The following is a 20339-nucleotide window of genomic DNA, read 5'->3' on the forward strand; positions in this document are numbered from 1 at the left end:
ATTAGGGAAAATACCGTGCCGCAACGTCTGCTGGAAATTAACTCCCCGCTTATCTGGCACTGGCCGCATTTCCTGGAAATGGCGGCGGTGATGGAAAAATACCGCTTCACCGGCCTGGTGATTCACCAGCAAAATATCCTGGCGCTGCTGGCCCCGCCCCCGGCCCATTACCAGGGCGCGGATAAAGCCAATTTGCAGCATGAATGGGAAGGCGCGTTGCTCTACCTGCGGCGCGTGAGCGCCTATTGCCGGGCGCGGCGGCTGACGGTGTGGCTGCAGGGCGAGGCCTTTCCGCAGGACGGCCGCATCGAGCATAAATTTCCCGAACTGTCCCTGGCGGACGACGCCGGCCAGGGGGAAAAATTCCTGTATTATTTTTATACCGACGTGGTCAGCGCGTCGCTTGCGCAACTGCCGCTGTTTGACGGACTGATCCTCAGCCTGCAAACGCCGGCGTTTAATGAAACGCAGTGGCACGCGCCGCTGCAATCCCTTCACCTGCAGCTGCGGCGGCAAAATAAAAAACTGGTCCTGCGCGATTACACCGATGACAGCTGGCCCCGCCGGCAGTTGCAGCAAACGCTGGCGCGGCTGCCGCCCGATGTGCGCGCTTCGCTGAAGGCCACGGCGGTGGACTATCGCCCCGGCTTTGCCAATAATCCGGCCATCGGCGCTTTTGAACAGCGCAAAATATGGCTTGATATTGATTTGTGGGGCATTGATTACGGCTGGACCCTGCTGCCCTGCCTGCTGATTGATGAAATCCAGGGCCGGCTGGGATGGGTGCAAGCGGTGGTTGGCGAGCGGCTGGAAGCCGTCAGCGTGCGTATCAGCTGGGAATGGGTCAACAACGGCTCGCTCCTGGACTCGGTCAATGAAAGCAATCTTTATGGCCTGGCGCGCATGATAAGCGGCGCGCCGCCGGTCGCCGCGGCCACGTTGTTCGACGACTGGCTCGAGACCCGCGGGGTGCGCCCGCCGGACAGCCTCCAGCGCCAGAAACTGCGGCAGCTGTTTTTTACCAGCTATGACTGGATGTGCAAGGCGCCTTATCTGCTGGGGCGGATAATGCATCGCCACAGCCAGATCCCGCAGGATATGGATGACGCGCTGCGGCTGATCCACTCCGACGCCCGCGGCGCCAACTGGAGCCAGTCTTTCCAGCCGCTGTTTCCGGCTGACGATAACGCCGCGGGCCTGGCGCAGCGGGAGCTTAGCCGTCTTGAACGGCAGCAGGCGGAGTTCCTGGCCCGTCATCTGCGGCATATGGCACAGGCGCTTTTGCAGGAAGCCGCTTTGCCGGCCGCCTGGACACGTGACCTGGCGGCGGCCTGGGAACGGGCGGACTGGTATTCGCGCCTGTTCGGCCACGTCCGGCAACTGATCGAGCTGCACTGGTTTATCCATCAATACGGCTGCAGCCGCGCGCTGCGCGCCGAGCTGGATGATGCCGTCGCCGCCGCGGAGCGCTGCGCGGAAAAAACCGATCGCTGGCTTGACGAGAGCGCCGATGCCCATCCCTTTTACCTCCGCATGATGATGAATCCGGCCCGGCTGTATGCCCTGGCGCATCCGGGGCGTTGATATTGCCCCGACGTGAAGAGGCTAAACGCCTGGCGGGATAAAACCTACCGGCATAATGTCGCCGCCGGCCCGTGCGCCAGGATAAATGGGAAAAATGTGAGGGAGTTCATAAAGTGTTGTGCGTAAATGTGACGACAATCACGCGCGGCGGCGGCAGCAAGGTGATGTCGGCCCGTTAACAGGGGATAAAGCGTGCGCTGGATCACAACCACGCTAAAGGCGCGGAAAACCCGGTCCGTGCCGGCAGAGGCGGTAGCTCCCCGTCGTTGCGCGCCGCGCCGGCGGCGGCAAGAAAGGTCGCGCGTCCTCAGGGCCGCGCCGCAGGGTGACTAAGCCGCCAGCCGCTATCCGCCCAGGTAAATACCATCGGCACCGGCGAAGGCGGGTAGTCGTCATCGGCAAGCAAATGTACCGAGAGCGTCGTGTCGCGATCCGTTAACCGGTTGGTGGCATACAGGATGCGCAGATTGACATCGGCGTCGCGGGGCAGGCGGCGATCGTTGCGTTCCCACTGGGTAATAAAGGCTATTTCCACGCCCAGTTCATGGCCGAGCGACTGGCGGGATAAATTCATCTCATGACGCAGGAAACGCATTTCAGACGACACCAGGGGACCGCGGCGGTTAATTAACTCCAGGGCGATTAAACGATGCAAATCCGCCCCATCCTGAATGGCGGTAGATGTTCTTGTTCCAGTATCTTTATGCTTATAACCGTTAGTTAGCCAGACATTTGATAGTCCACAATCTATATATCGAAACATAAATTTTCCTTGTAATAGAGCATCCTGGTTACTTATGACTTATAAACAAAGATAGTTCTCTTGGCAATACCCGGATAATTCATTGATACATGGCATTTAATAGAAAAGGGATGATATAAAAATAATTTTTTAAATTCAGTGAGCGCTGGGGAAGTATTGTCATTAAAGGGGATAAAGAACCCAAAAACGGCGGTCGCGGTTGTTGCCAATGGGAGGGTATTGTAATTATTTTCATTAATTAAATTATAATTACCTCATAAGCTAATTTGTGCCGGGCCGGACGCCGCGCGATGACCGGCGCTTTGCGTGACGGCAACGCGGTTTTTGCCGGCGCCGGGATGCCATAATCTAAAATAAAACGGCATTTCATTTTATTGAATAGTGATGCCGGTTTCTTTATCATAACGCCAGGCGGTCAGGTCGCCCGGCTGGCCGCCAAGCGAAGACCGCAGGACATCAAGGCATTCTCGCCTCATCCTTTTCACTGACTACGGATAACGCTTTTATGAAAATCGCACTGATTAACGAAAACAGCCAGGCTGCTAAAAATGAGCTTATCGCCGCCACCCTGACCAAGGTGGTCGAGCCGCTGGGTCACCAGGTGTTTAACTACGGCATGTATTCCGCCGACGATAAGGCGACGCTGACCTACGTTCAGAACGGCATCCTGGCCGCGATATTGCTGAACTCCGGCGCGGCGGATTATGTCGTGACGGGCTGCGGAACCGGCGCCGGCGCCATGCTGGCCTGCAATTCCTTCCCGGGCGTGATCTGCGGCCTGGCCATTGATCCCGCCGACGGCTATATGTTTGCCCAGATTAACGACGGCAATGCCATCTCCCTGCCGTTTGCCAAGGGATTCGGCTGGGGCGCGGAGCTGAACCTGCAGTATATTTTCGAAAAATTGTTTGAAACCGCCGGCGGCCAGGGGTATCCCAAGGAGCGCGTGGTGCCGGAACAGCGGAATAAAAAGATCCTGGATGCGGTGAAAGCGGTGAGCTATCGCGATTTGCTGTCCATCCTGGCCGATCTCGATCAGGATTTGCTGAAGGGCGCCGTCGCCGGGGCCAAATTCAAGGAATATTTCTTTGCCAACTGCCGGGATAAAGCCATTGCCGGCTATATCGAAACACTGGTAGCGTAACGACAGCCCGCCCATCCGGGGCGGGCCGCGGGCGAAATCCGCCTGAAAACGCTTATCCAGGCCCGGGGCTTGACGACATGCAGATAAAAGAGATTCCCTTCGGCACCACGGATTGGTCGCGCGTGGACCCCACGCGCCATGCCGGCGCGCGCGGGGAAGCCCTCTGGCGTACCTGTCATTTCGGCGATATCCGCGTGCGTATGGTGGAATATTCCGCCGGTTACCTGGCCGATCACTGGTGTGTCAAAGGGCATATCCTGTTATGCCTCACCGGCGAGTTGCATACCGAACTGGCGGACGGGCGTATTTTTACGCTGACGCCGGGCAGCAGTTACCAGGTGGCGGATAATGCGGAAGCGCACCGGTCCTATACCGACCGGGGCGCCACCCTGTTTATCGTCGACTGACGGCGCGGGCCGCGTTATCGCGCGTCAATCAGCGGACCGGTGCTATCCCGATCCACCAGCGTAAAACCGACATCCATGGCCACGGGCGGTGCGCCGTTGGGGTCTTTTAACCGCTCGAGCAAGGCCGCCGCCGCGCGCTGGCCGATATACGCGCCGTCGATTTTAACCGTCGACAGCGCCGGAAAGGTATGGGCGGCAAAATTCATATCGCCGAACCCCATGACCGCGATGTGGCCGGGTATGGCGATCCCCCGGCTGGCGGCCTCGGTCAAGACGCCGTGCGCCAGGGTATCCGAGGTGCACACCAGGATAAGCGGCCGTCGTATCCCGGCGGATGCGGCCTGGGCCGCCGCCGGGCGTTGCAGCAGATGCAGTAGGTTTACCAGGCCTTGCCGCCCCTGTTCCAGAGTGGGCAAACCGTGGAACGTCTGGCGGTCGAGCGGGGCGATGCCCTGCTGGGCCAGCTGGCGGATAAAACTGTTGCTGCGCCGCATGCCGCGCGGGTCGTCTACCTCAATCAGGGCAAAATCGCGGTAGCCCTGCGCCAGCAGGTGCTGCGCTTCACGCTGGCCTATGGTCTCATGGGAAAACCCCACCAGCATATCAATGGGATCGTCGGTCATGTCCCAGGTTTCCACCACCGGGATGCCGGTGGCGCGCAGGCGTTTGCGGCTGACCTCGGTATGGATGGTGCCGGTGAGGATAATGCCGTCGGGGCGGCGGCTGAGCACCACTTCCAGCAGTTCCTGCTCCTGGGCGGCCTGATAGCCGGAAATGCCCAGCAACACCTGGTAATTTGCCTGCGCCAGCCTGGCGGCGATGGCCTGGAAGGTGTCGGCGAATATCGGGTTGGTGAGCATGGGCACGACCACCGCCACCAGGCGCGTGCGATTGGACGCCAGCGAACCGGCGATCTGGTTGCGTACGTAGCCGGTTTCTTCGATCACCCGCAGTACCTTGAGCCGGGTGGCGTCCTTGACCTGATTGGGCTGGTTCATCACGCGGGAGACGGTAATTGGCGCCACGCCGGCGAGTTTAGCCACATCAAAAAGGGTTACGCCGTGGGTGGAGCGCGCGGTGACGGGGCGGGGGTTTTTAGGCTTGGGCATGATATGGCTCGGCAAGGAGAACGCCGACAATGCTACAACGGCGCGGGGATACGAGCAAATCAAAGCGACCCGCCGGGGCGATTATGCCGTGCGGTGTGTCGCGCGCTTTTCTTCCACCCAGGTGTCGATGGACTGCCAGGGGATAAACACCGATACGCCCAGGCGTTTATTATAGGCTATCACCACGCCCACCACCGCGTCGTCATCGCCGTATACCGGCCCGCCGCTCATGCCCTGGACCACGCCGGAGGTGGAGGCGAAGGCGGGACAGCCGTCGTAATGATCCTGGTAGGAGGCAATGCCGCGCGATGATACCGGCAGCGTGCTCAGCGCCGAATAACCGTACATGCGTACATTTTCACCGGCCACCGCCGGGCGAAAATCCACCCGGCCCTTGCCGGCGCGGATCAGGGCGATGTCACAGACCTCATGGTAGGCCACCACGTCCATCATCATGATTTTGGCCACATGCCTGGCGGTGAGGCTGTAGCCGTCGCCGATGGGAAAGCTGGTGCCGACCGCTCCGGCCAGCGCCGGGATGCCGATAAAACGCATATCGGCTTTAGCGCGGGTGTCTTTATCAAAGCTATATTTTCCGTACGAGCAGCCGGTCAATAAAAATAACGCCGCTAATAGCAGAATGGGGTGTTTTATCATAATTAATCCTGTTGCAATATATATTGATATAAATAATTAAATTTGCTTAATAATTGATATGGTGCTTCTATTTTACAGGTGAAGTAACTCTATTTCTGGCGGGGAAGGATACCGAATCACATCAGGGTGATGGGTAATTAAATCACTATAAAATAATTATCGTTATAATACATTGTTAAGGGCGTGGATGTAATAGGAGTATGGTTTTTTTTGACGATTATCTATTATGCTTTGATCACTTTTCCTATATCCTCCTTCATCAAATGGGATGTGTTACATTCGCGCGCGGCGAGCGGGTTTATCCGCAGAGGCGCGAGCGGCGGCGTCTGGGGGAGCGGTATTGCCTTATGGGGTATAAGATTAGGTGAAAAAGTGCTTTCACGCGGTGGTGATTTATGGTTATAACAGTACAAGTGTCATATACAGTCGGTAGGGTAGCGTTTCAGGGTTAACCGGCCCAGGAAGGTCAGGCTTCTTGTCCACAGCCAGGAGAATCGAGATGATTGTCGATCGTTTAAAGCGTCTGTTTGTCACCCAGCCTGAAGAGCCGGTCAGCGATATGTTTACCGGATCCGAGACGGATGCCCTGTTTAGCGCCATGGGCTGCGAGAATATGCCGGTGTATATCCCGGCCGACGTTTGGCAGCGGGTGAGCGATATGGAATACCGGATCCATTCTGATCACGCGCAGCGGATCTAGCCTGCCGTATTTTCCCTTGCACACGTCTGCGTTGAGTTCAGTGTTGGCGGGCATACCGCGCCATGGGGCCTCGGTCGGGCGGGAAAAGCACGCCCGATTCAACCCCATTGGCACGGTCTCCCTTTAACACGTCTGCATTGAGTTCGGTGTTGGCGGGCATACCGTGCCATGGGGCGCTCGGTCGGGCGGGAAAAGCACGCCCGATTCGACCCCATTGGCACGCTCTCCCTTGAACACGGCTGCTTTGAGATGAGTGTTGGCGGGCATACCGTGCCATGGGGCCTCGGTCGGGCGGGGAAACCACGCCCGATTCGACCCCATTGGCACGGTCTCCCTTGAACACGTCTGCATTGAGTTCGGCGTTGGCGGGCATACCGCGCCATGGGGCGCTCGGTCGGGCGGGAACACCACGCCCGATTCGACCCCATTGGCACGCTCTCCCTTGAACACGTCTGCGTTGAGTTCGGCGTTGGCGGGCATACCGTGCCATGGGGCCTCGGTCGGGCGGGGAAACCACGCCCGATTCGACCCCATTGGCACGCTCTCCCTTAACAGGTTTGTGTTGAGTTCGGCGTGGCGGGCATACCGTGTCATGGGGCCTCGGTCGGGCGGAAAAGCACGCCCGATTCAACCCCATTGGCACGCTCGCCCTTGAACACGTCTGCTTTGAGATAAGTGTTGGCGGGAGGCGGTTTCAGGCGCGGTTAGAAAATCGCTTGATACAGTTGTTCAATATCGGCAATCGAGGCGGCGCGGGGATTGCCGCCGGTGCAAACATCCGCGAAGGCCGCTTTGGCCAGTTGCGCGATATCTTCTTTTTTCACGCCCAGATCCCGCAGCGACGCGGGAATGCCCACATCATGACACAGCTGTTTGACCGCATTGATGGCGGCGGCGCGCGCCTGGGCGATATCCATGGTCTTCGCCGCTTCAACGCCCATCGCCACGGCGATATGGCGGAATTTTTCCCCGGTGTGCGCCGCGTTATAGGCCATGATGGTGGGCAGCAGTACCGCGTTCGCCACCCCATGCGGCGTATCATAAAACGCGCCCAGCGGATGTGCCATGCCATGCACCAGCCCAAGGCCGACATTGGAAAATCCCATGCCGGCGACATATTGACCCAGCGCCATATCCTCTACGCCACGCGCGTTGCCTTGTACGGAATCACGCAGGGACCGCGCAATGATTTCTATGGCCTTGAGATGGAACATATCGGTGAGTTCCCACGCCGCGAGGGTGGTATAGCCTTCTATGGCATGGGTCAGGGCGTCAATGCCGGTGGCGGCTTTCAGGCTGGCGGGCATGCTGGCCATCATATCGGGGTCGATAATCGCCACCAGCGGAATATCATGCGGATCAACACAGACAAATTTGCGCCGGTTTTCCCGATCGGTGATAACATAATTGATGGTGACCTCGGCAGCGGTGCCGGCGGTGGTGGGCACCGCCAGGATCGGCACACAGGGTTTTTTGGTGGCCGCGACGCCTTCCAGGCTGCGGACATCGGCAAATTCGGGATTATTGATGATAATGCCGATGGCCTTGCAGGTATCCTGCGGCGACCCGCCGCCAATGGCTATCAGATAATCCGCCCCGGCGGCCTTAAAAGCGGCAACGCCTTTATGGACTATCTCTATGGTGGGGTTCGCCACCACCTCATCATAAATCTGGAAGGGCAGTCCGGCATGTTTAAGGAGATCGGTTACGCGGGTGGCCACTTCAAAGCGGATGAGATCTTTGTCGGTAACCACCAGGGCTTTGTGGTAGCCGCGGGTGCGCGCTTCGTCAATGATATGGGTGATGGCGCCTTTACCGAAATAAGAGGTTTGATTAAGGAACATTCTATTAGCCATAATAAATAACCTTTGTTATAGCGGAGGGTAAGTTAATATTTTCACCTGTGGTCGTGGACGACAAGTATTAATAAATGCTTCACTTCACATTAATGATGAGTTAAAAAAAAGCATCAGGAATAATGAAATATTTTTTACCTGGAAATATATTGGCTTTGTTATTAATGCTAAATGCCGGGAGCGAATGTAATTATCCTGTTATTGGCGGGGAGGGGGTGTTCCCGCGCGCGCGCGGCGGCCGGTTTACGCGGCGGTGGACGCCTGGGCGTTACGATAATTCCGAATATGGCCGTGAAACGGGCTAACCAGCTAATTTCACCGGCTAATTTGCCTCCCCGGCCCCAGCTTATGGCGTGAGTGGCTATAGTTATAAATCAGCTACGGGTTATGCTAAGGCTGACCGTGGCCAGTTTAGCCGGATGGCGTATAAAAATGGAGAGTTAACCTATGTTTACACGCTCTTTCAGGTGGGCCTGGAGAAGATTTCTAACCATGGGCATGTCGCTGGGTACCGCGTCAGGCCGGGTTTTTTCAACGGCGCTGGCAAAAAAAAATAAATATAATATCAACGTACGCCAGGGACCGGATGCCTTACTGGGGCAGTTGTACATCGATGTGCAGACGGCAAAATTATTTTCCGATCAGAAGACCTTTGCCGATGCGGTGCCGCGCCGTACCCCGGCGGCCATATTATCCGATTATCAGGCGAAAAAGCGGCGCAAGAACTTCAAATTGCGGACGTTTGTCGAGAAAAATTTTATATTCCCCACCGACCGGGTGAAATATGTGCCGCCCAACGGGCAAACCCTGCGCGAGCATATCACCACCCTGTGGCCGGTGCTGACCCGCAATACCTCCACCGTGAGGCCCTATGATTCGCTGCTGCCGCTGCCGAAGGACTACGTCGTGCCGGGCGGACGCTTTCGCGAAGTCTATTATTGGGACAGTTATTTTACCATGCTCGGCCTGGCCGAATGCGATAAGTGGGAGCTGGTGGTGGATATGACCGATAATTTCTCCCATGAAATCGATACCTATGGGCGCATTCCCAACGGTAACCGCAGTTATTACCTGAGCCGCTCGCAGCCGCCGTTTTTTGCCCTGATGGTGGATTTGCTGGCGAGCAGGGAAGGGGACGGCATCTATCAAAACTATTTGCCGCAGCTGAAAAAAGAATACCAGTACTGGATGGAGGGAGGCGACGCGCTGGAGAACGGCGCCGCCGCCGAACGGGTGGTGCGCATGAAAGACGGCGCGCTGCTAAATCGTTATTGGGACGATCTGGATACGCCGCGCACCGAGTCCTATATGGACGATATCGTGACCGCCAGCGAGGCCACGGATCGCCCGGCGGGGGAAGTATACCGGGACCTGCGGGCTGGGGCGGCATCGGGGTGGGATTTCAGCTCGCGCTGGTTCGATGATCCGCTGGCGCTGTCGTCTATCCGCACGACGTCCATCCTGCCGGTGGATCTGAACGCGCTGCTCTTCCATCTGGAGCAGACGCTCGCCAAGGCCAGCCTGCTGAGCGGCAACCATGATGCCGCCAGCTATTACAGCCAGCGGGCGGAGCGCCGTAAGCAGGCGATTAACCTGCACCTGTGGAACGAGGAGGGCGGGTATTACGCCGACTTCGACTGGCGCCAGGATAAGCTGCGCGATCAGCTGACCGCCGCCATGGTTTTCCCCTTGTATAACAAAGTAGCGCCGCTGGAGCGCGCCACCCGCACCGCCCAGACGATACGCGATCAGCTGCTCAAACAGGGCGGGCTGATTACCACCACCAATGTTTCCGGCCAGCAATGGGACGCGCCGAACGGCTGGGCGCCGCTGCAATGGGTCGCGGTGGAGGGGTTGCGCAATTATGGTCTGGACGAGCTGGCGGAAGATATTGCCACCCGTTTCCTGGGCAACGTGCAGCGGCTGTTCAACAATCAGCATAAGCTGGTGGAGAAATACGTGGTGGAAGGCAGCGGCCTCGGCGGAGGCGGGGGCGGCGAGTATCCGCTGCAGGACGGTTTTGGCTGGACCAACGGCGTCACCCTTAAGCTGCTGGATATGTATAACGACAAGATGCCGGACTATACGGATACCGCCAGCCAGGCTGAGGCCACGCTGGAACCGGCTGCCGCCGTCGGCGCCTGATAACGCCCGGCGCCGGCGCCCGCTGTCTTCGGCGGCGTCCGTTGGCCAGGGGCGCCCTCTTTTACCTGCGCAACTCACGCCGCAAGCCGACAACGGCTTGCGGCGTTTTGCTATGGGCGGCGCGGGGAGCCGATGGCCGGGCGCGGGTGGCGCCCCTGGGGCGCGAAAGACATTATTTTAATTGCCGTTAATTAATTAAAATGATGTTTTATTAAAAATAAACTATTTTTTTATATTTTTGACCTCGATCGTTATTCTCTTCGTTTTTCTGCCACTGGACGCAACGTTCTGGCAACCGCAGAAAGGTTTTCATTGTTGGTTGGTTCTATCTTGAACCGCGTTATAACCGGCAGATTCAAGTGTTCTTCAACCTTTGTCTAACCAGATACAATCCTGGACATCACAGCAATGAAAATACGTTCCATAGGTTTACCGCAATACCTGGCTTATGGCTCCGGCGATTTCCTGGGCGCGGGCACCACCGCCCTGACCGCCGCCTGGCTGCTTTATTTCTACACCACGTTTTGCGGCCTCTCGCCCATCGAGGCCACCTTTATCTTTGCCTGCGCCCGGGTGCTGGACGCCGTGGTCAGCCCGCTGATGGGCTACCTGACCGATAACTTCGGCGGCACCTGGCTGGGCAAGCGCTTCGGCCGCCGTAAGTTTTTTATCCTGCTCGGCATTCCCTGCGTGTTCAGCTACTGCCTGATGTGGGTCGGCGGCATGGGCTACGGTTATTACCTGCTGACCTATCTGCTGTTCGACGTGGTCTACACCATGATCCTGGTGCCCTACGAAACCCTGGTGCCGGAAATGACCGACGATTTTAAACAAAAATCCAAGTTCTCCGGCGCGCGCATCGCCCTGGCGCAGCTGTCCGCCATCCTGGCCGCCTTTTTGCCCGGCATCCTGCTGTCGCATTTCGGCAAGGACAACGCCATTTCCTTTTTCTACGCCAGCGTGGTGTTCGCGGTGATCTGCGCGCTGGTGCTGACCCTGGTCTACCTGTTTACCTGGGAGCGGCCGGCGGCGCTGAAATCGGAGGCGGTATTAAAGCTTGAGCGTGAAAAACAGCAGCTGACCCTGGGACAAAGCCTGCGGCGCCTGCATATCGAACTGTCCTCCACGCTGCGCGTGCGCATCTTTCGCCAGCATCTGGGCCTGTACCTCGGCGGCTACATCGCCCAGGACGTGTTCAACGCGGTGTTTACCTATTATGTGGTGTTCGTGCTGATGCAAAGCGCCACCGTGGCCTCCAACCTGATGGGGGTGATGGCGATCCTGCAGTTCGTGGCGGTGATCGGCATGATCCCGCTGTGCATCCGCTTCGGACCGGCGCCGTCCTACCGGCTGGTGGTCACCCTGTTCGGCCTGAGCGCGCTCTCCTACGGCGTGCTGTACTACGCCGGCCTGAGCGACACGTTCTCGCTGCTGCTGCTGGTATCGGCCGTGGCCGGCCTTGGCCGGGGCGGCATCAACTATGTGCCCTGGAATATCTACACCTATATCGCCGATGTGGACGAGGCGATCACCGCCCAGCGGCGCGAGGGCATCTTCGCCGGCATCATGACGCTGACGCGCAAGGCGTCCCAGGCCGGGGCGGTAATGCTGGTGGGGGTGTTCCTGCAGCTGTCGGGGTTCGTTTCCGGGCAGAAAGTGCAGTTGCCGCAGGTAAGCCACGCCATCCTGGCCATCCTGTGCATCGGCACGGTGCTGGTGCTGACCGCGGGTTTCATTATTTCCCTGCGCTTTAAGCTGAACCTGAAAACCCACCGCATCCTGCAGCTGGAAACGCAAAAAATGCGCGCGGCCAATCATCCGCTGCCGCAGCAGATCACGCCGGAGGCACGGGCCACCGTGGAGACGCTGACCGGCATGAAATACGAATCGCTGTGGGGCAATAACAACATCGGCTACCTTAACCGCCATAAAGGCGCGCCGGAAAAAGCCGTACCGCAGGAGCATGCCGTTTAAGCGCTGAAAAAGAAAAGCCATAAACAATAATTGGCCGCACCGGCCAAGGGATAAATATGGACGTAACACAGCAATTCACTATTTGAATTTTATTTTAAATTAATTAATTGAGGGTTGGAATAAAATGAAATCTTCTGTTCTGTGGTGGGTTTTACCGTTGGTTTTTATTGCCGGCAACGGCAACGCGGCCGAGATTGTCAATAAAGACGGCAACAAGCTCGATCTGTATGGCAAGGTCGATACGCTGCATATGTTTAGCGATAATCCGGGCATCGATGGCGATCAAACCTATTTCCGTTTTGGCTTTCGCGGCCAGACCGAGATTAATTCGTCCCTGACGGGTTACGGCCAGTGGGAATACCAGGTCAACGCCAACCAGGCGGAAAGCAGCACCAGCACCAGCGTCACCCGCCTCGGGTTCGCCGGCCTGCGCACCCAGCAGTACGGGTCGGTGGATTACGGGCGTAACTTCGGGGTGCTGTACGATCTGGGCGCCTGGACCGATGTGATCCCCGAATTTGGCGGCGACGCTTACGGCATTGACAATTTTATGTTTAAACGTACCAGCAACCTGCTGACCTATCGCAATAACGTCCTGATCGACGGCCTGAAGCTCACCGCCCAGTACCAGGGCAAGAACGGCAGCGCCACCGAAACCAATAACGGCCGCGATGCCCTGCGCCAGAACGGCGAAGGCTACGGCGCGGCGCTGATTTATGACTTTGGCGCGGGTATCAGCGCCGGCGCTACGTTTGCCACGTCCGATCGAACCGAGGGACAAAATAACCTGGCCTACGGCCATGGCGATAAAGCCGACGCCTATCGCGGTGCCCTGAAATATGACGCCCACCAGATCTACCTGGCGGCCACCTATACCGAAACCTATAACGCGACGCCGTTCGGCAGCAGCAGCCACAGCGTGTATGGTTTTGCCAACCGGGCCCAGGTGGTGGAACTGTTGGCGCAATATCAATTCACCAACGGCCTGGCGCCGATCGTCAGTTATTTGCAAACCCGCAGTAAGGATATCGAAGGCTATGGTAATCAGGATACGCTGAAATACCTGGCCGTCGGCGGCGCTTATTTCTTCAATAAACGCATGTCCACGGACGTTATCTACAAAGTCAATTTACTGAAAAATAACGACTTCACCAAAAACAGCGGTATCAATACCGACGATGTGCTGGCGGTGGCGCTGATTTATTATTTCTGATTAATCAGTTAGGCGTTGGCCCAAAGCGATGGGCCAACGCCGCGCGCGCCGCGAGTCTTTCCTCAGGCGGCGAACCGCATTCACTTCTGCCCTAGCGCGGCTCCAGGTTATCGCCGTCCACCCGCCAGCCGCCCCCAAGGGAACGGTAAAGATCAATTTGCGCCAGCAGCACGTTGTTGCGCAACTGTATTACGCTGACCTGGGTAGCGAACAGGGTACGCTGGGCATCCAGTTCTTCCAGGTAAGACGCGTAGCCGTTGCGGTAGCGATTATGGGCGATGCGCAACGCCTCGCTTACCACGTCCTCCTGCCGCCGGGTTTCCGTCAGCTGTTCCTCTAGCCGCGTGATGGCGTCCAGACTATTGTTCACTTCGCTGAACGCCGATCGCACCACTTTTTCGTAATTGTAGAGGGCCTGGTTGCGGGTGGCGGCGCTGATATCCACCTGGGCGTTCAGGGCCTCGCGGTTGAGCAGCGGCGCCAGTACGCTGCCGCCGATGCTCCACAGCCGGAAAGGATTATCGATAAGCTTTTCCAGGGCATTGTCCTGCAGGGTGCCGGAGGCGGTCAGATTAAGCGAGGGCAGCAAAGCGGCGCGGGCGGAGCTTAGCGTCGCGTCGGCGGCAATCAGCTGCCGTTCGGCCTGGATGATATCGGGACGCCGTCGCATCAGCTCCGAGGGCAGCAGGGTGGGCAAGGGCAGGGGGCGCAGCCGGCCGGCATCGTCGCCGCGCGGGATGGCGCCGGGATTAGCGCCCAAGAGAATGCTCAGCGCGTTTTCCTGTTCCGTTATCTGATGCGACAGCTGCGGTATCTGGGCGCTGGCGGCCTGGTATTCCGCCTGCGCCTGCACGTATTCCAGCCGCGATGAATAGCCGGTTTCAAACTGCCTGCGCGCCAGTTTCAGCGAATTGCGCCGTGATTCCAGGGTGGCGCGGGTTAACGCCAGTTGCCGGTCCAGCGCGTACAGCGTCAGGTATCCCGAGGCGACGGACGATGCCACCGTCAGCATGGCCGCCGCCGCGGCCGCCTGCTGCGCTTCCAGGCTTGCGCGCGCGGCGGCGGCGGTAGCGGACCGCCGTCCCCAGAGATCCACGTCATAACCCGCCTGCAGCGTGCCCTGGTAAACCGTGCTATAGACCGGCAGGCCGGTGGCCGACGACAGCACCCGGGCGCGGGTGCCGTCGACGCCGGCGTCCAGCGACGGCAGGCGATCGCCGTTGGCCGCGCGCAGCCGGGCGCGATATTCGTCAACCCGGGCGCGGGCGGTGAGGATATCGGTATTATTGCGCAGAGCCTGTTCAACCAGCCGGCTCAATACCGGATCGTTAAATTCCCGCCACCAGCGCGCCTCCACCGGCGCCGCCGGGCCCACCTTTTCGCGCCACTGCGCCGGGATAAGCAGGCTGGACTGCGCCGCCGGCTCGCGCCCAGGGTGGCAGGCGCACAGCAGCAGGAGCAGGCCGGGCGCGGATAAACGCAGCAGGAGGGGCTTCGCCGGCATCAGCGTACCTCGCCTTGCTGGTTTTCGGCATTCAGGGTATTGATGCTGACTTCCACCGACATGCCTGGACGCAACCGCCGGTAAAGAGGGCCATCATCGTGGATTTTTATCCGCACCGGGATGCGCTGGGCGATTTTGACAAAGTTGCCGGTGGCGTTATCCGCCGTAATGGCGCTGAATTCCGACCCGGCGGCGGGCGAAATATTTTCCACCTCGCCGCTAAGGCTGGCGTAGTCCAGCGCATCCACCCGGATACTGACCGGTTGTCCCAGCCGGATGGCGGCCATTTGCGTTTCCTTCATATTGGCGATCACCCACATCTGCTCGGGCACCAGCGACGTCAGGTGGGTGCCGGCGCTGACATACGCGCCCTGCCTGACCGAGATCTGGCCCAATTGCCCATCGCGCGGCGCGACAATGCGGGTATTGGCCAAATCAATCTGCGCCAGTTCCAGCGCCGCCTGCGAGCTGGCGACATCGGCCTCCAGCGACGCGCGGTTGACGATGACCGTCTGCAAATCCTGCCGGGACATCTCCAGCGCCGCCGTGGCCTGGGCGATATCCGCCCTGGCCTGGCTGTAGCTGGCGCGCGAGGCGTCGCGCTCGCGCACGGATAACGAGCCGTCGGACATCAGGTCCTCGACGCGCTTTAAATCCAGGCGCGCTTTTTCCGCCTGCGCCTGGGCGTTGACCACCGCCGCCTGGTTGCGCGCAATCGCCGCCTCGCTGCTGCGCCGTTGCTGAATATTATTGGCCAGCGCGGCCCGTTTCATATCCCGCTGCGCCATGGCCTGATGCACCCGTTGCCGGTAAATGCGCTCGTCAATGGTCATCAGGAGATCGCCTTTGCGCACCCAGGCAAAATCCTGTACCGCGACCTGGGTGATATAGCCGCTGAGCTGCGGGCTGATGACGGTAACCTGGCCGCGAACATACGCATTGTCCGTGGTCTGCACCTGGCGGGTAAACGGCGGCAACTGCCAGGCGTAGAGGATGACCAGCACGCCGACAATGGCGATCGCCACCGCCACCAGGGTGGTCAGGATACGGGCATAGCTGCTTTTTTCCTTTTCCGGCGCCGTGGCCGGGCCGTCGGGTTGCTGACTCATTGTTGCTCCATTAATGGTTAACCTGGCGCCGGGCCTGCATCCGCAGCCGGAACAGTCGCCATAAAATCCAGACCAGCGTTGCCAGCGCAATGGCCGCGGTCAGCATATACACATCGTTATAGGCCAGCGTATTGGCTTCCCGGGTGGCGACGGCCTGTAATTGCGCCAGTCCCTGCGCGCTTAACAAATCGCTGTCGTTAAGCACGCCGCCATAGGCGGCGCTATAGCTGCCGACCCGCTCGGCCACCAGGGGATTTTGCAGGCTTAGCTGCTCTGCTATCTGGCTGGAATGAAACTTTTCGCGTATGACCTGGAATGTGCCGAGCAGCGCTGATCCCAGCAGCCCGCCCAGGTTCTGGCTCATGCCGAACAGCACTGAAAAGCTCACCAGGTTGCGCGGCTCGGCCACCACGCCGCCGATGCCGGCCAGCAGCGCCGGGGCCAGGAAAAAGGCGCTGCTGAAACCGAGTAAAAACTGGCTGATATACAGATTATCCGGTCGCGTCAGGCTGTTGGACTGCGCGTCCATCAGCGAGGCGAAGGTCATCAATACGAGAGCGATAATAATAGGGCGGCTGAGATTTTTGGGATTAATCGTCAGGGCGCTGATGACGATGCCGGCCACAATACCCGCCAGGATCGCCAGGGACAAACCGCGCATCTGATCGTTGAGCAGGCCGATTTGCTGCAGGTAGCCGATGGCGCCGGTGTTTTGCTCGGCCAGCACGATACGGATCAGCAACATGATAAGCCCAAGGCGCACGATACTGCCGCTGCTGAGCCAGCGGATATTCAGCAACGGATTGCGGCGGTTGCGTTCCACCAGGATGGCGCCGGTAATCAGCGCTACGGCCAGCGCCAGCGAAACGCCAATCCAGGGCGCGGATAACCACCAGTCGATGCGGCCAAGGGAAAGCACCGCGCAGATAAGCCCCATGCCGGGCGCCAGCAGTATAAACGTCAGAAAGTCTTTTTTCTCAAACACCTTGATGCGATCGCTGGGCGGCAGCTTAAGCAACAGCACGCCGCCGAGCGACAGCAGGGCCAGCCCCAGCTCGAACAGATAAAGGCCACGCCATTCATTAAGGGCCAGCAGTTCCGAGGAGAACAGCCGCGCCAGCGGAATCGCCACCTGCGACGCCCCGATGCCGATGGTCAGGCCCTTCAGGCGGTGCCTGGCCGGAAAAGCCTGAATTTGGTAGTAAATCGACAGCGAGCTCAGCGCCGCGCCCACCATGCCGTGCGCGGCGCGCACCATGATGGCGGAATTAAGATCGTTCACAAACAGGTGAAAAAACGCCACTAAGACATACAGCACCAAAAAGGCTTCGGTAAATACCCGCAGGCCATACTGCTGGCGAAATTTCACCAAGAGCAGGTTTATCGACACATTGGTCATCAGATAAACCGCCGGCAGCCAGGCAATCTCGTTGGAGTAAGCGCCAAAAGTGCCTTGCAGGTTGCTCAGGTTGGCCGTCACCAACGCATTGCCCAGCCCGCCGGTAATTGAAACCAGCACGCCGACGATGCCGTACGCAATGCGTTTTGGCACGGGGTGCAGCGGGGTCGAGGGCGAACCGGGAAGCGCGGGCTTCTCATGCGGCAGCCATTCGCGCGGGGCGTAGGGATCTTTTTTTGCCATGGTCCTCCGGCCGCGTTGTGAATGATTGAGAGTAAACAACAAAATTTCTTATCATTAGATAGCAAATTAAACCTAGCATGACATATTGGCGGTTCCTAGCGGGCTGGCATGATTTTCTTCATTTCGGGGTGTTTTTCGTGAAGCCGTCTAATACCGCGGCATTGAGTCATTTGCGCCGCATTCCGCCGGCGCTGTCTATACTTAACAAGAAAAACAGGCGCGAAATGGTGTGGTATCTGACGAATCGGAGCGTGCCGTCACAACGCTTACGCGACAATGACTCAAGCGTTGCCTTCATCATGCCGATATAACCCTGATGCATGAAATAATTTATTTTTTTAATTATTATTTTTGACGTGATTCGCAGAGGCACACATGAATGATTCGCCGTCGGATAGGGAAGAGGAAAAGCGTCTTGCCGTGCTGGAAGAATATGGCATCCATTCCACATTATCGGAAATAGGCTTTAACCGGTTAGTACACCTTACCGCCAATATTTTTAAAGTGCCTATTGTGCTCATTTCGCTGATCGAAGCCGAACGCCAGCTGTTTGCCGCCAGTATCGGCATCGCCTCCTGCGAAACGCCGCGCGATATCTCGTTTTGCGCGCACGTCATTCGCCGGCACGATATCATGGTGATTCCGGATACCCATAAGGATCCGCAGTTCCGGGATAATCCCCTGGTGACCGGGGAGCCTTTTATCCGTTTTTACGCCGGTATTCCGTTACGCAATCAGGATGGGGTCGCCCTCGGCACGCTGTGTATTATCGACCGCGTGCCCCGGCCGGGGCTGAGCGCGGGCGATAGGCAAAATATGCACGACCTGGCCGCGCTGGTCCTGGACCGGCTGGAAATGCGGCGTCTGGAACGCGCGCGCAACGCCAGCCAGTTTCGTTTCGAAAATATTGCCCATACGTCCCCCGACGCCATTGTCTGCGCCGACGATAAAGGCATCATCACCTTTTGGAACGCGGCGGCGGGCAAACTGTTGGGGTATAGCAGCGAACAGATTATCGGATGCAACGTCAGCGTGCTGGTGCCGGACGGCCTGGTCGGCCGTCTGCAGCGCCTGGCCGGCGCCGGCGACGGCACACAGCGCGGCAGCACCCTGGAACTGAAAGTGCGCTCCGCCGACGGCGTCTGGATCCCGGTGGAACTGTCCGCGTCTTCGTGGGTGGACCACGATCGCATCACCTTTGGCGCCATCCTGCGCGATATCACCGAACGGCGCCGCAACGAAGAGCGCTTGTTCCAACTGGCGCATATGGATCACCTTACCGGGCTGGCCAACCGTACCCTGCTGGGCTTATGTCTTGAGCAAACCCTTAGGGACGAGGACGCCGCCATCATCATGCTGGTGGACCTGGACGGCTTTAAGGACGTTAACGATAACCTGGGCCATGCGGGCGGGGACGCGGTGCTGGTGGACGTGGGTTTCAAGCTGCAAAACTGCGTGCGCTCGGGCGACGTGGTCGCGCGTATGGGCGGCGACGAATTCGCCCTGTTGCTTCCCGGACTGTCCGATGCCAAGAGGGCGGCGGAAATCGCCGATCATATCATTGATGAAATCAACAAGATTGTCACCATCGACGGCCAGCCGGTCAATATCGGCGCCAGCGTCGGCATTGTGCTGTATCCCGTCCACGGTCTGACCATCCAGGAACTGCTGACCAGCGCCGATTTGGCGCTTTACCAGGCCAAGGCCGACGGCCGCCACTGCCGCCGTTTTTTTACCCGGGAACTGCGTGAATTATCACAGGCCAAGCGCTCTTACCAGGGGGAACTGGGCAGGGCATACGATCGGGATGAATTCGAACTGTTTTACCAGCCGCAGGTGAGGCTGGCCGATAACGCCATCGTCGGCGCGGAAGCCCTGCTGCGCTGGCGCCATCCGGAGAAGGGGTTGCTGGGTCCGGCGGTATTTATTCCGGCGCTGGAGTCCGGTCCCTGGGCCGAGCGCGTCGGGGAATGGGTGATCAGGACCGCCTGTCGCCAGGCGGCGACCTGGCGCGATCGGGGCGTAACCGAGTTTCGCATGGGCGTGAATCTGTTCAGCGCCCAGTTCAGGACCGGCACGCTGGCGCAACAGGTACGCGCCATCCTGCAGGAAACCGGCTTACCCCCGCAGGCGCTGGAATTGGAAATTACGGAAAATATCATCCTGCGCCACGATGAACATATGCTGAAGCCGCTAAGGGAACTGCGCGCGTACGGCGTCGGCATCGCTTTTGACGACTACGGCACCGGCTATGCTTCTCTGAGCATGCTGAAACATTACCCGGTGACCCGCCTGAAGGTGGACCAAACCTTTGTGCGCGCCATGGTGGATTCTCCCCCCGACGCCGCCATCGTCCGCGCTATCCTGTACCTGGGCAGCAGCTTTAAGCTGGAGGTGATCGCCGAGGGCGTGGAAACGCTTGAACAATGCGAACGCCTGAAGAAAAAAGGCTGCCTGGAAGCGCAGGGTTTTCTGTTCGGCAAACCGATGCCGGCCGATGATTTCGCCGAACGCCTGGGACTGGTGCGCTGA

Annotated in this window: 15 protein-coding genes; 8 read left to right on the plus strand and 7 right to left on the minus strand. The window is 58.7% G+C overall.

Annotated features, from left to right (window positions below):
- Positions 1 to 15: 15 nt before the first annotated feature.
- The gene (locus ABUK12_RS22020) at positions 16 to 1584 is read left to right on the plus strand and encodes a hypothetical protein (protein WP_410013816.1); all 1569 of its coding nucleotides are present in this window, start codon (positions 16 to 18) and stop codon (positions 1582 to 1584) included.
- Positions 1585 to 1891: 307 nt separating this feature from the next.
- Here the strand turns inward: ABUK12_RS22020 and ABUK12_RS22025 are convergent, their stop codons facing one another.
- Positions 1892 to 2239: a helix-turn-helix domain-containing protein gene (locus tag ABUK12_RS22025; protein WP_410013817.1), complete on the minus strand. Its 348-nt coding sequence runs from the start codon at positions 2237 to 2239 to the stop codon at positions 1892 to 1894.
- Positions 2240 to 2852: 613 nt separating this feature from the next.
- Between ABUK12_RS22025 and ABUK12_RS22030 the strand changes: the two genes are divergently transcribed.
- The gene (locus ABUK12_RS22030; protein WP_410013818.1) at positions 2853 to 3491 is read left to right on the plus strand and encodes an RpiB/LacA/LacB family sugar-phosphate isomerase; all 639 of its coding nucleotides are present in this window, start codon (positions 2853 to 2855) and stop codon (positions 3489 to 3491) included.
- A gap of 77 nt (positions 3492 to 3568) precedes the next feature.
- Complete coding sequence (locus tag ABUK12_RS22035) at positions 3569 to 3898, plus strand: DHCW motif cupin fold protein (RefSeq protein WP_410013819.1); 330 nt, start codon at positions 3569 to 3571, stop codon at positions 3896 to 3898.
- A 14-nt stretch (positions 3899 to 3912) separates the two neighbouring features.
- Here the strand turns inward: ABUK12_RS22035 and ABUK12_RS22040 are convergent, their stop codons facing one another.
- Positions 3913 to 5007 (minus strand): LacI family DNA-binding transcriptional regulator, encoded by a 1095-nt coding sequence (locus ABUK12_RS22040; RefSeq protein WP_410013820.1) that lies wholly within the window; start codon positions 5005 to 5007, stop codon positions 3913 to 3915.
- 81 nt (positions 5008 to 5088) lie between these two features.
- Positions 5089 to 5664 carry a serine protease gene (locus ABUK12_RS22045; RefSeq protein WP_410013821.1) on the minus strand — a complete coding sequence of 192 codons (576 nt, stop codon included), beginning with the start codon at positions 5662 to 5664 and terminating at the stop codon, positions 5089 to 5091.
- 499 nt (positions 5665 to 6163) lie between these two features.
- Between ABUK12_RS22045 and ABUK12_RS22050 the strand changes: the two genes are divergently transcribed.
- Entirely contained in the window at positions 6164 to 6364 is a 201-nt protein-coding gene (locus ABUK12_RS22050) for a hypothetical protein (protein ID WP_410013822.1), read from the plus strand.
- A 704-nt stretch (positions 6365 to 7068) separates the two neighbouring features.
- Here ABUK12_RS22050 and fucO read toward each other — a convergent pair.
- The gene (gene fucO / locus ABUK12_RS22055) at positions 7069 to 8220 is read right to left on the minus strand and encodes a lactaldehyde reductase (protein WP_410013823.1); all 1152 of its coding nucleotides are present in this window, start codon (positions 8218 to 8220) and stop codon (positions 7069 to 7071) included.
- Between the two features lie 492 nt (positions 8221 to 8712).
- Between fucO and treA the strand changes: the two genes are divergently transcribed.
- The 3 genes from treA (at position 8713) to ompC (ending at position 13552) form a co-directional block, all read left to right on the plus strand.
- Complete coding sequence (treA, locus tag ABUK12_RS22060) at positions 8713 to 10365, plus strand: alpha,alpha-trehalase TreA (protein WP_410013824.1); 1653 nt, start codon at positions 8713 to 8715, stop codon at positions 10363 to 10365.
- 408 nt (positions 10366 to 10773) lie between these two features.
- Positions 10774 to 12339 (plus strand): MFS transporter, encoded by a 1566-nt coding sequence (locus ABUK12_RS22065; protein WP_410013825.1) that lies wholly within the window; start codon positions 10774 to 10776, stop codon positions 12337 to 12339.
- Between the two features lie 124 nt (positions 12340 to 12463).
- On the plus strand, positions 12464 to 13552 hold the full coding sequence (gene ompC / locus ABUK12_RS22070) for a porin OmpC (protein ID WP_410013826.1): 1089 nt from the start codon (positions 12464 to 12466) through the stop codon (positions 13550 to 13552).
- Positions 13553 to 13643: 91 nt separating this feature from the next.
- On the opposite strand, the gene ABUK12_RS22075 is transcribed toward ompC, so the two are convergent.
- Genes ABUK12_RS22075 through ABUK12_RS22085 form a run of 3 tightly spaced genes read right to left on the minus strand, consistent with a single transcriptional unit; the run spans position 13644 to position 17807 of the window.
- Entirely contained in the window at positions 13644 to 15056 is a 1413-nt protein-coding gene (locus ABUK12_RS22075) for an efflux transporter outer membrane subunit (protein WP_410013827.1), read from the minus strand.
- A complete protein-coding gene (locus ABUK12_RS22080; protein WP_410013828.1) occupies positions 15056 to 16165 on the minus strand; it encodes an HlyD family secretion protein in 1110 nt (369 codons plus the stop codon). Before ABUK12_RS22080 ends, ABUK12_RS22075 begins: the two co-directional genes overlap by 1 nt.
- A 10-nt stretch (positions 16166 to 16175) precedes the next feature.
- Complete coding sequence (locus ABUK12_RS22085) at positions 16176 to 17807, minus strand: MFS transporter (protein WP_410013829.1); 1632 nt, start codon at positions 17805 to 17807, stop codon at positions 16176 to 16178.
- Positions 17808 to 18182: 375 nt separating this feature from the next.
- Between ABUK12_RS22085 and ABUK12_RS22090 the strand changes: the two genes are divergently transcribed.
- On the plus strand, positions 18183 to 20339 hold the full coding sequence (locus ABUK12_RS22090) for a putative bifunctional diguanylate cyclase/phosphodiesterase (protein ID WP_410013830.1): 2157 nt from the start codon (positions 18183 to 18185) through the stop codon (positions 20337 to 20339).

The sequence above is a fragment of the Sodalis sp. C49 genome (assembly GCF_046352915.1).
Taxonomy (GTDB): Bacteria; Pseudomonadota; Gammaproteobacteria; order Enterobacterales; family Enterobacteriaceae; genus Acerihabitans.

Excerpts from the sequence above, each read along its gene's own strand:
- ABUK12_RS22030 (WP_410013818.1), top strand. The coding sequence starts at position 2,853 with ATGAAAATCGCACTGATTAACGAAAACAGCCAGGCTGCTAAAAATGAG.
- ABUK12_RS22035 (WP_410013819.1), top strand. The coding sequence starts at position 3,569 with ATGCAGATAAAAGAGATTCCCTTCGGCACCACGGATTGGTCGCGCGTG.
- ABUK12_RS22080 (WP_410013828.1), bottom strand. The coding sequence starts at position 16,165 with ATGAGTCAGCAACCCGACGGCCCGGCCACGGCGCCGGAAAAGGAAAAA.
- ABUK12_RS22085 (WP_410013829.1), bottom strand. The coding sequence starts at position 17,807 with ATGGCAAAAAAAGATCCCTACGCCCCGCGCGAATGGCTGCCGCATGAG.
- ABUK12_RS22065 (WP_410013825.1), top strand. The coding sequence starts at position 10,774 with ATGAAAATACGTTCCATAGGTTTACCGCAATACCTGGCTTATGGCTCC.
- ABUK12_RS22050 (WP_410013822.1), top strand. The coding sequence starts at position 6,164 with ATGATTGTCGATCGTTTAAAGCGTCTGTTTGTCACCCAGCCTGAAGAG.
- ABUK12_RS22040 (WP_410013820.1), bottom strand. The coding sequence starts at position 5,007 with ATGCCCAAGCCTAAAAACCCCCGCCCCGTCACCGCGCGCTCCACCCAC.
- ABUK12_RS22090 (WP_410013830.1), top strand. The coding sequence starts at position 18,183 with ATGAATGATTCGCCGTCGGATAGGGAAGAGGAAAAGCGTCTTGCCGTG.
- ABUK12_RS22075 (WP_410013827.1), bottom strand. The coding sequence starts at position 15,056 with ATGCCGGCGAAGCCCCTCCTGCTGCGTTTATCCGCGCCCGGCCTGCTC.
- ompC (WP_410013826.1), top strand. The coding sequence starts at position 12,464 with ATGAAATCTTCTGTTCTGTGGTGGGTTTTACCGTTGGTTTTTATTGCC.
- ABUK12_RS22045 (WP_410013821.1), bottom strand. The coding sequence starts at position 5,664 with ATGATAAAACACCCCATTCTGCTATTAGCGGCGTTATTTTTATTGACC.
- fucO (WP_410013823.1), bottom strand. The coding sequence starts at position 8,220 with ATGGCTAATAGAATGTTCCTTAATCAAACCTCTTATTTCGGTAAAGGC.
- treA (WP_410013824.1), top strand. The coding sequence starts at position 8,713 with ATGGGCATGTCGCTGGGTACCGCGTCAGGCCGGGTTTTTTCAACGGCG.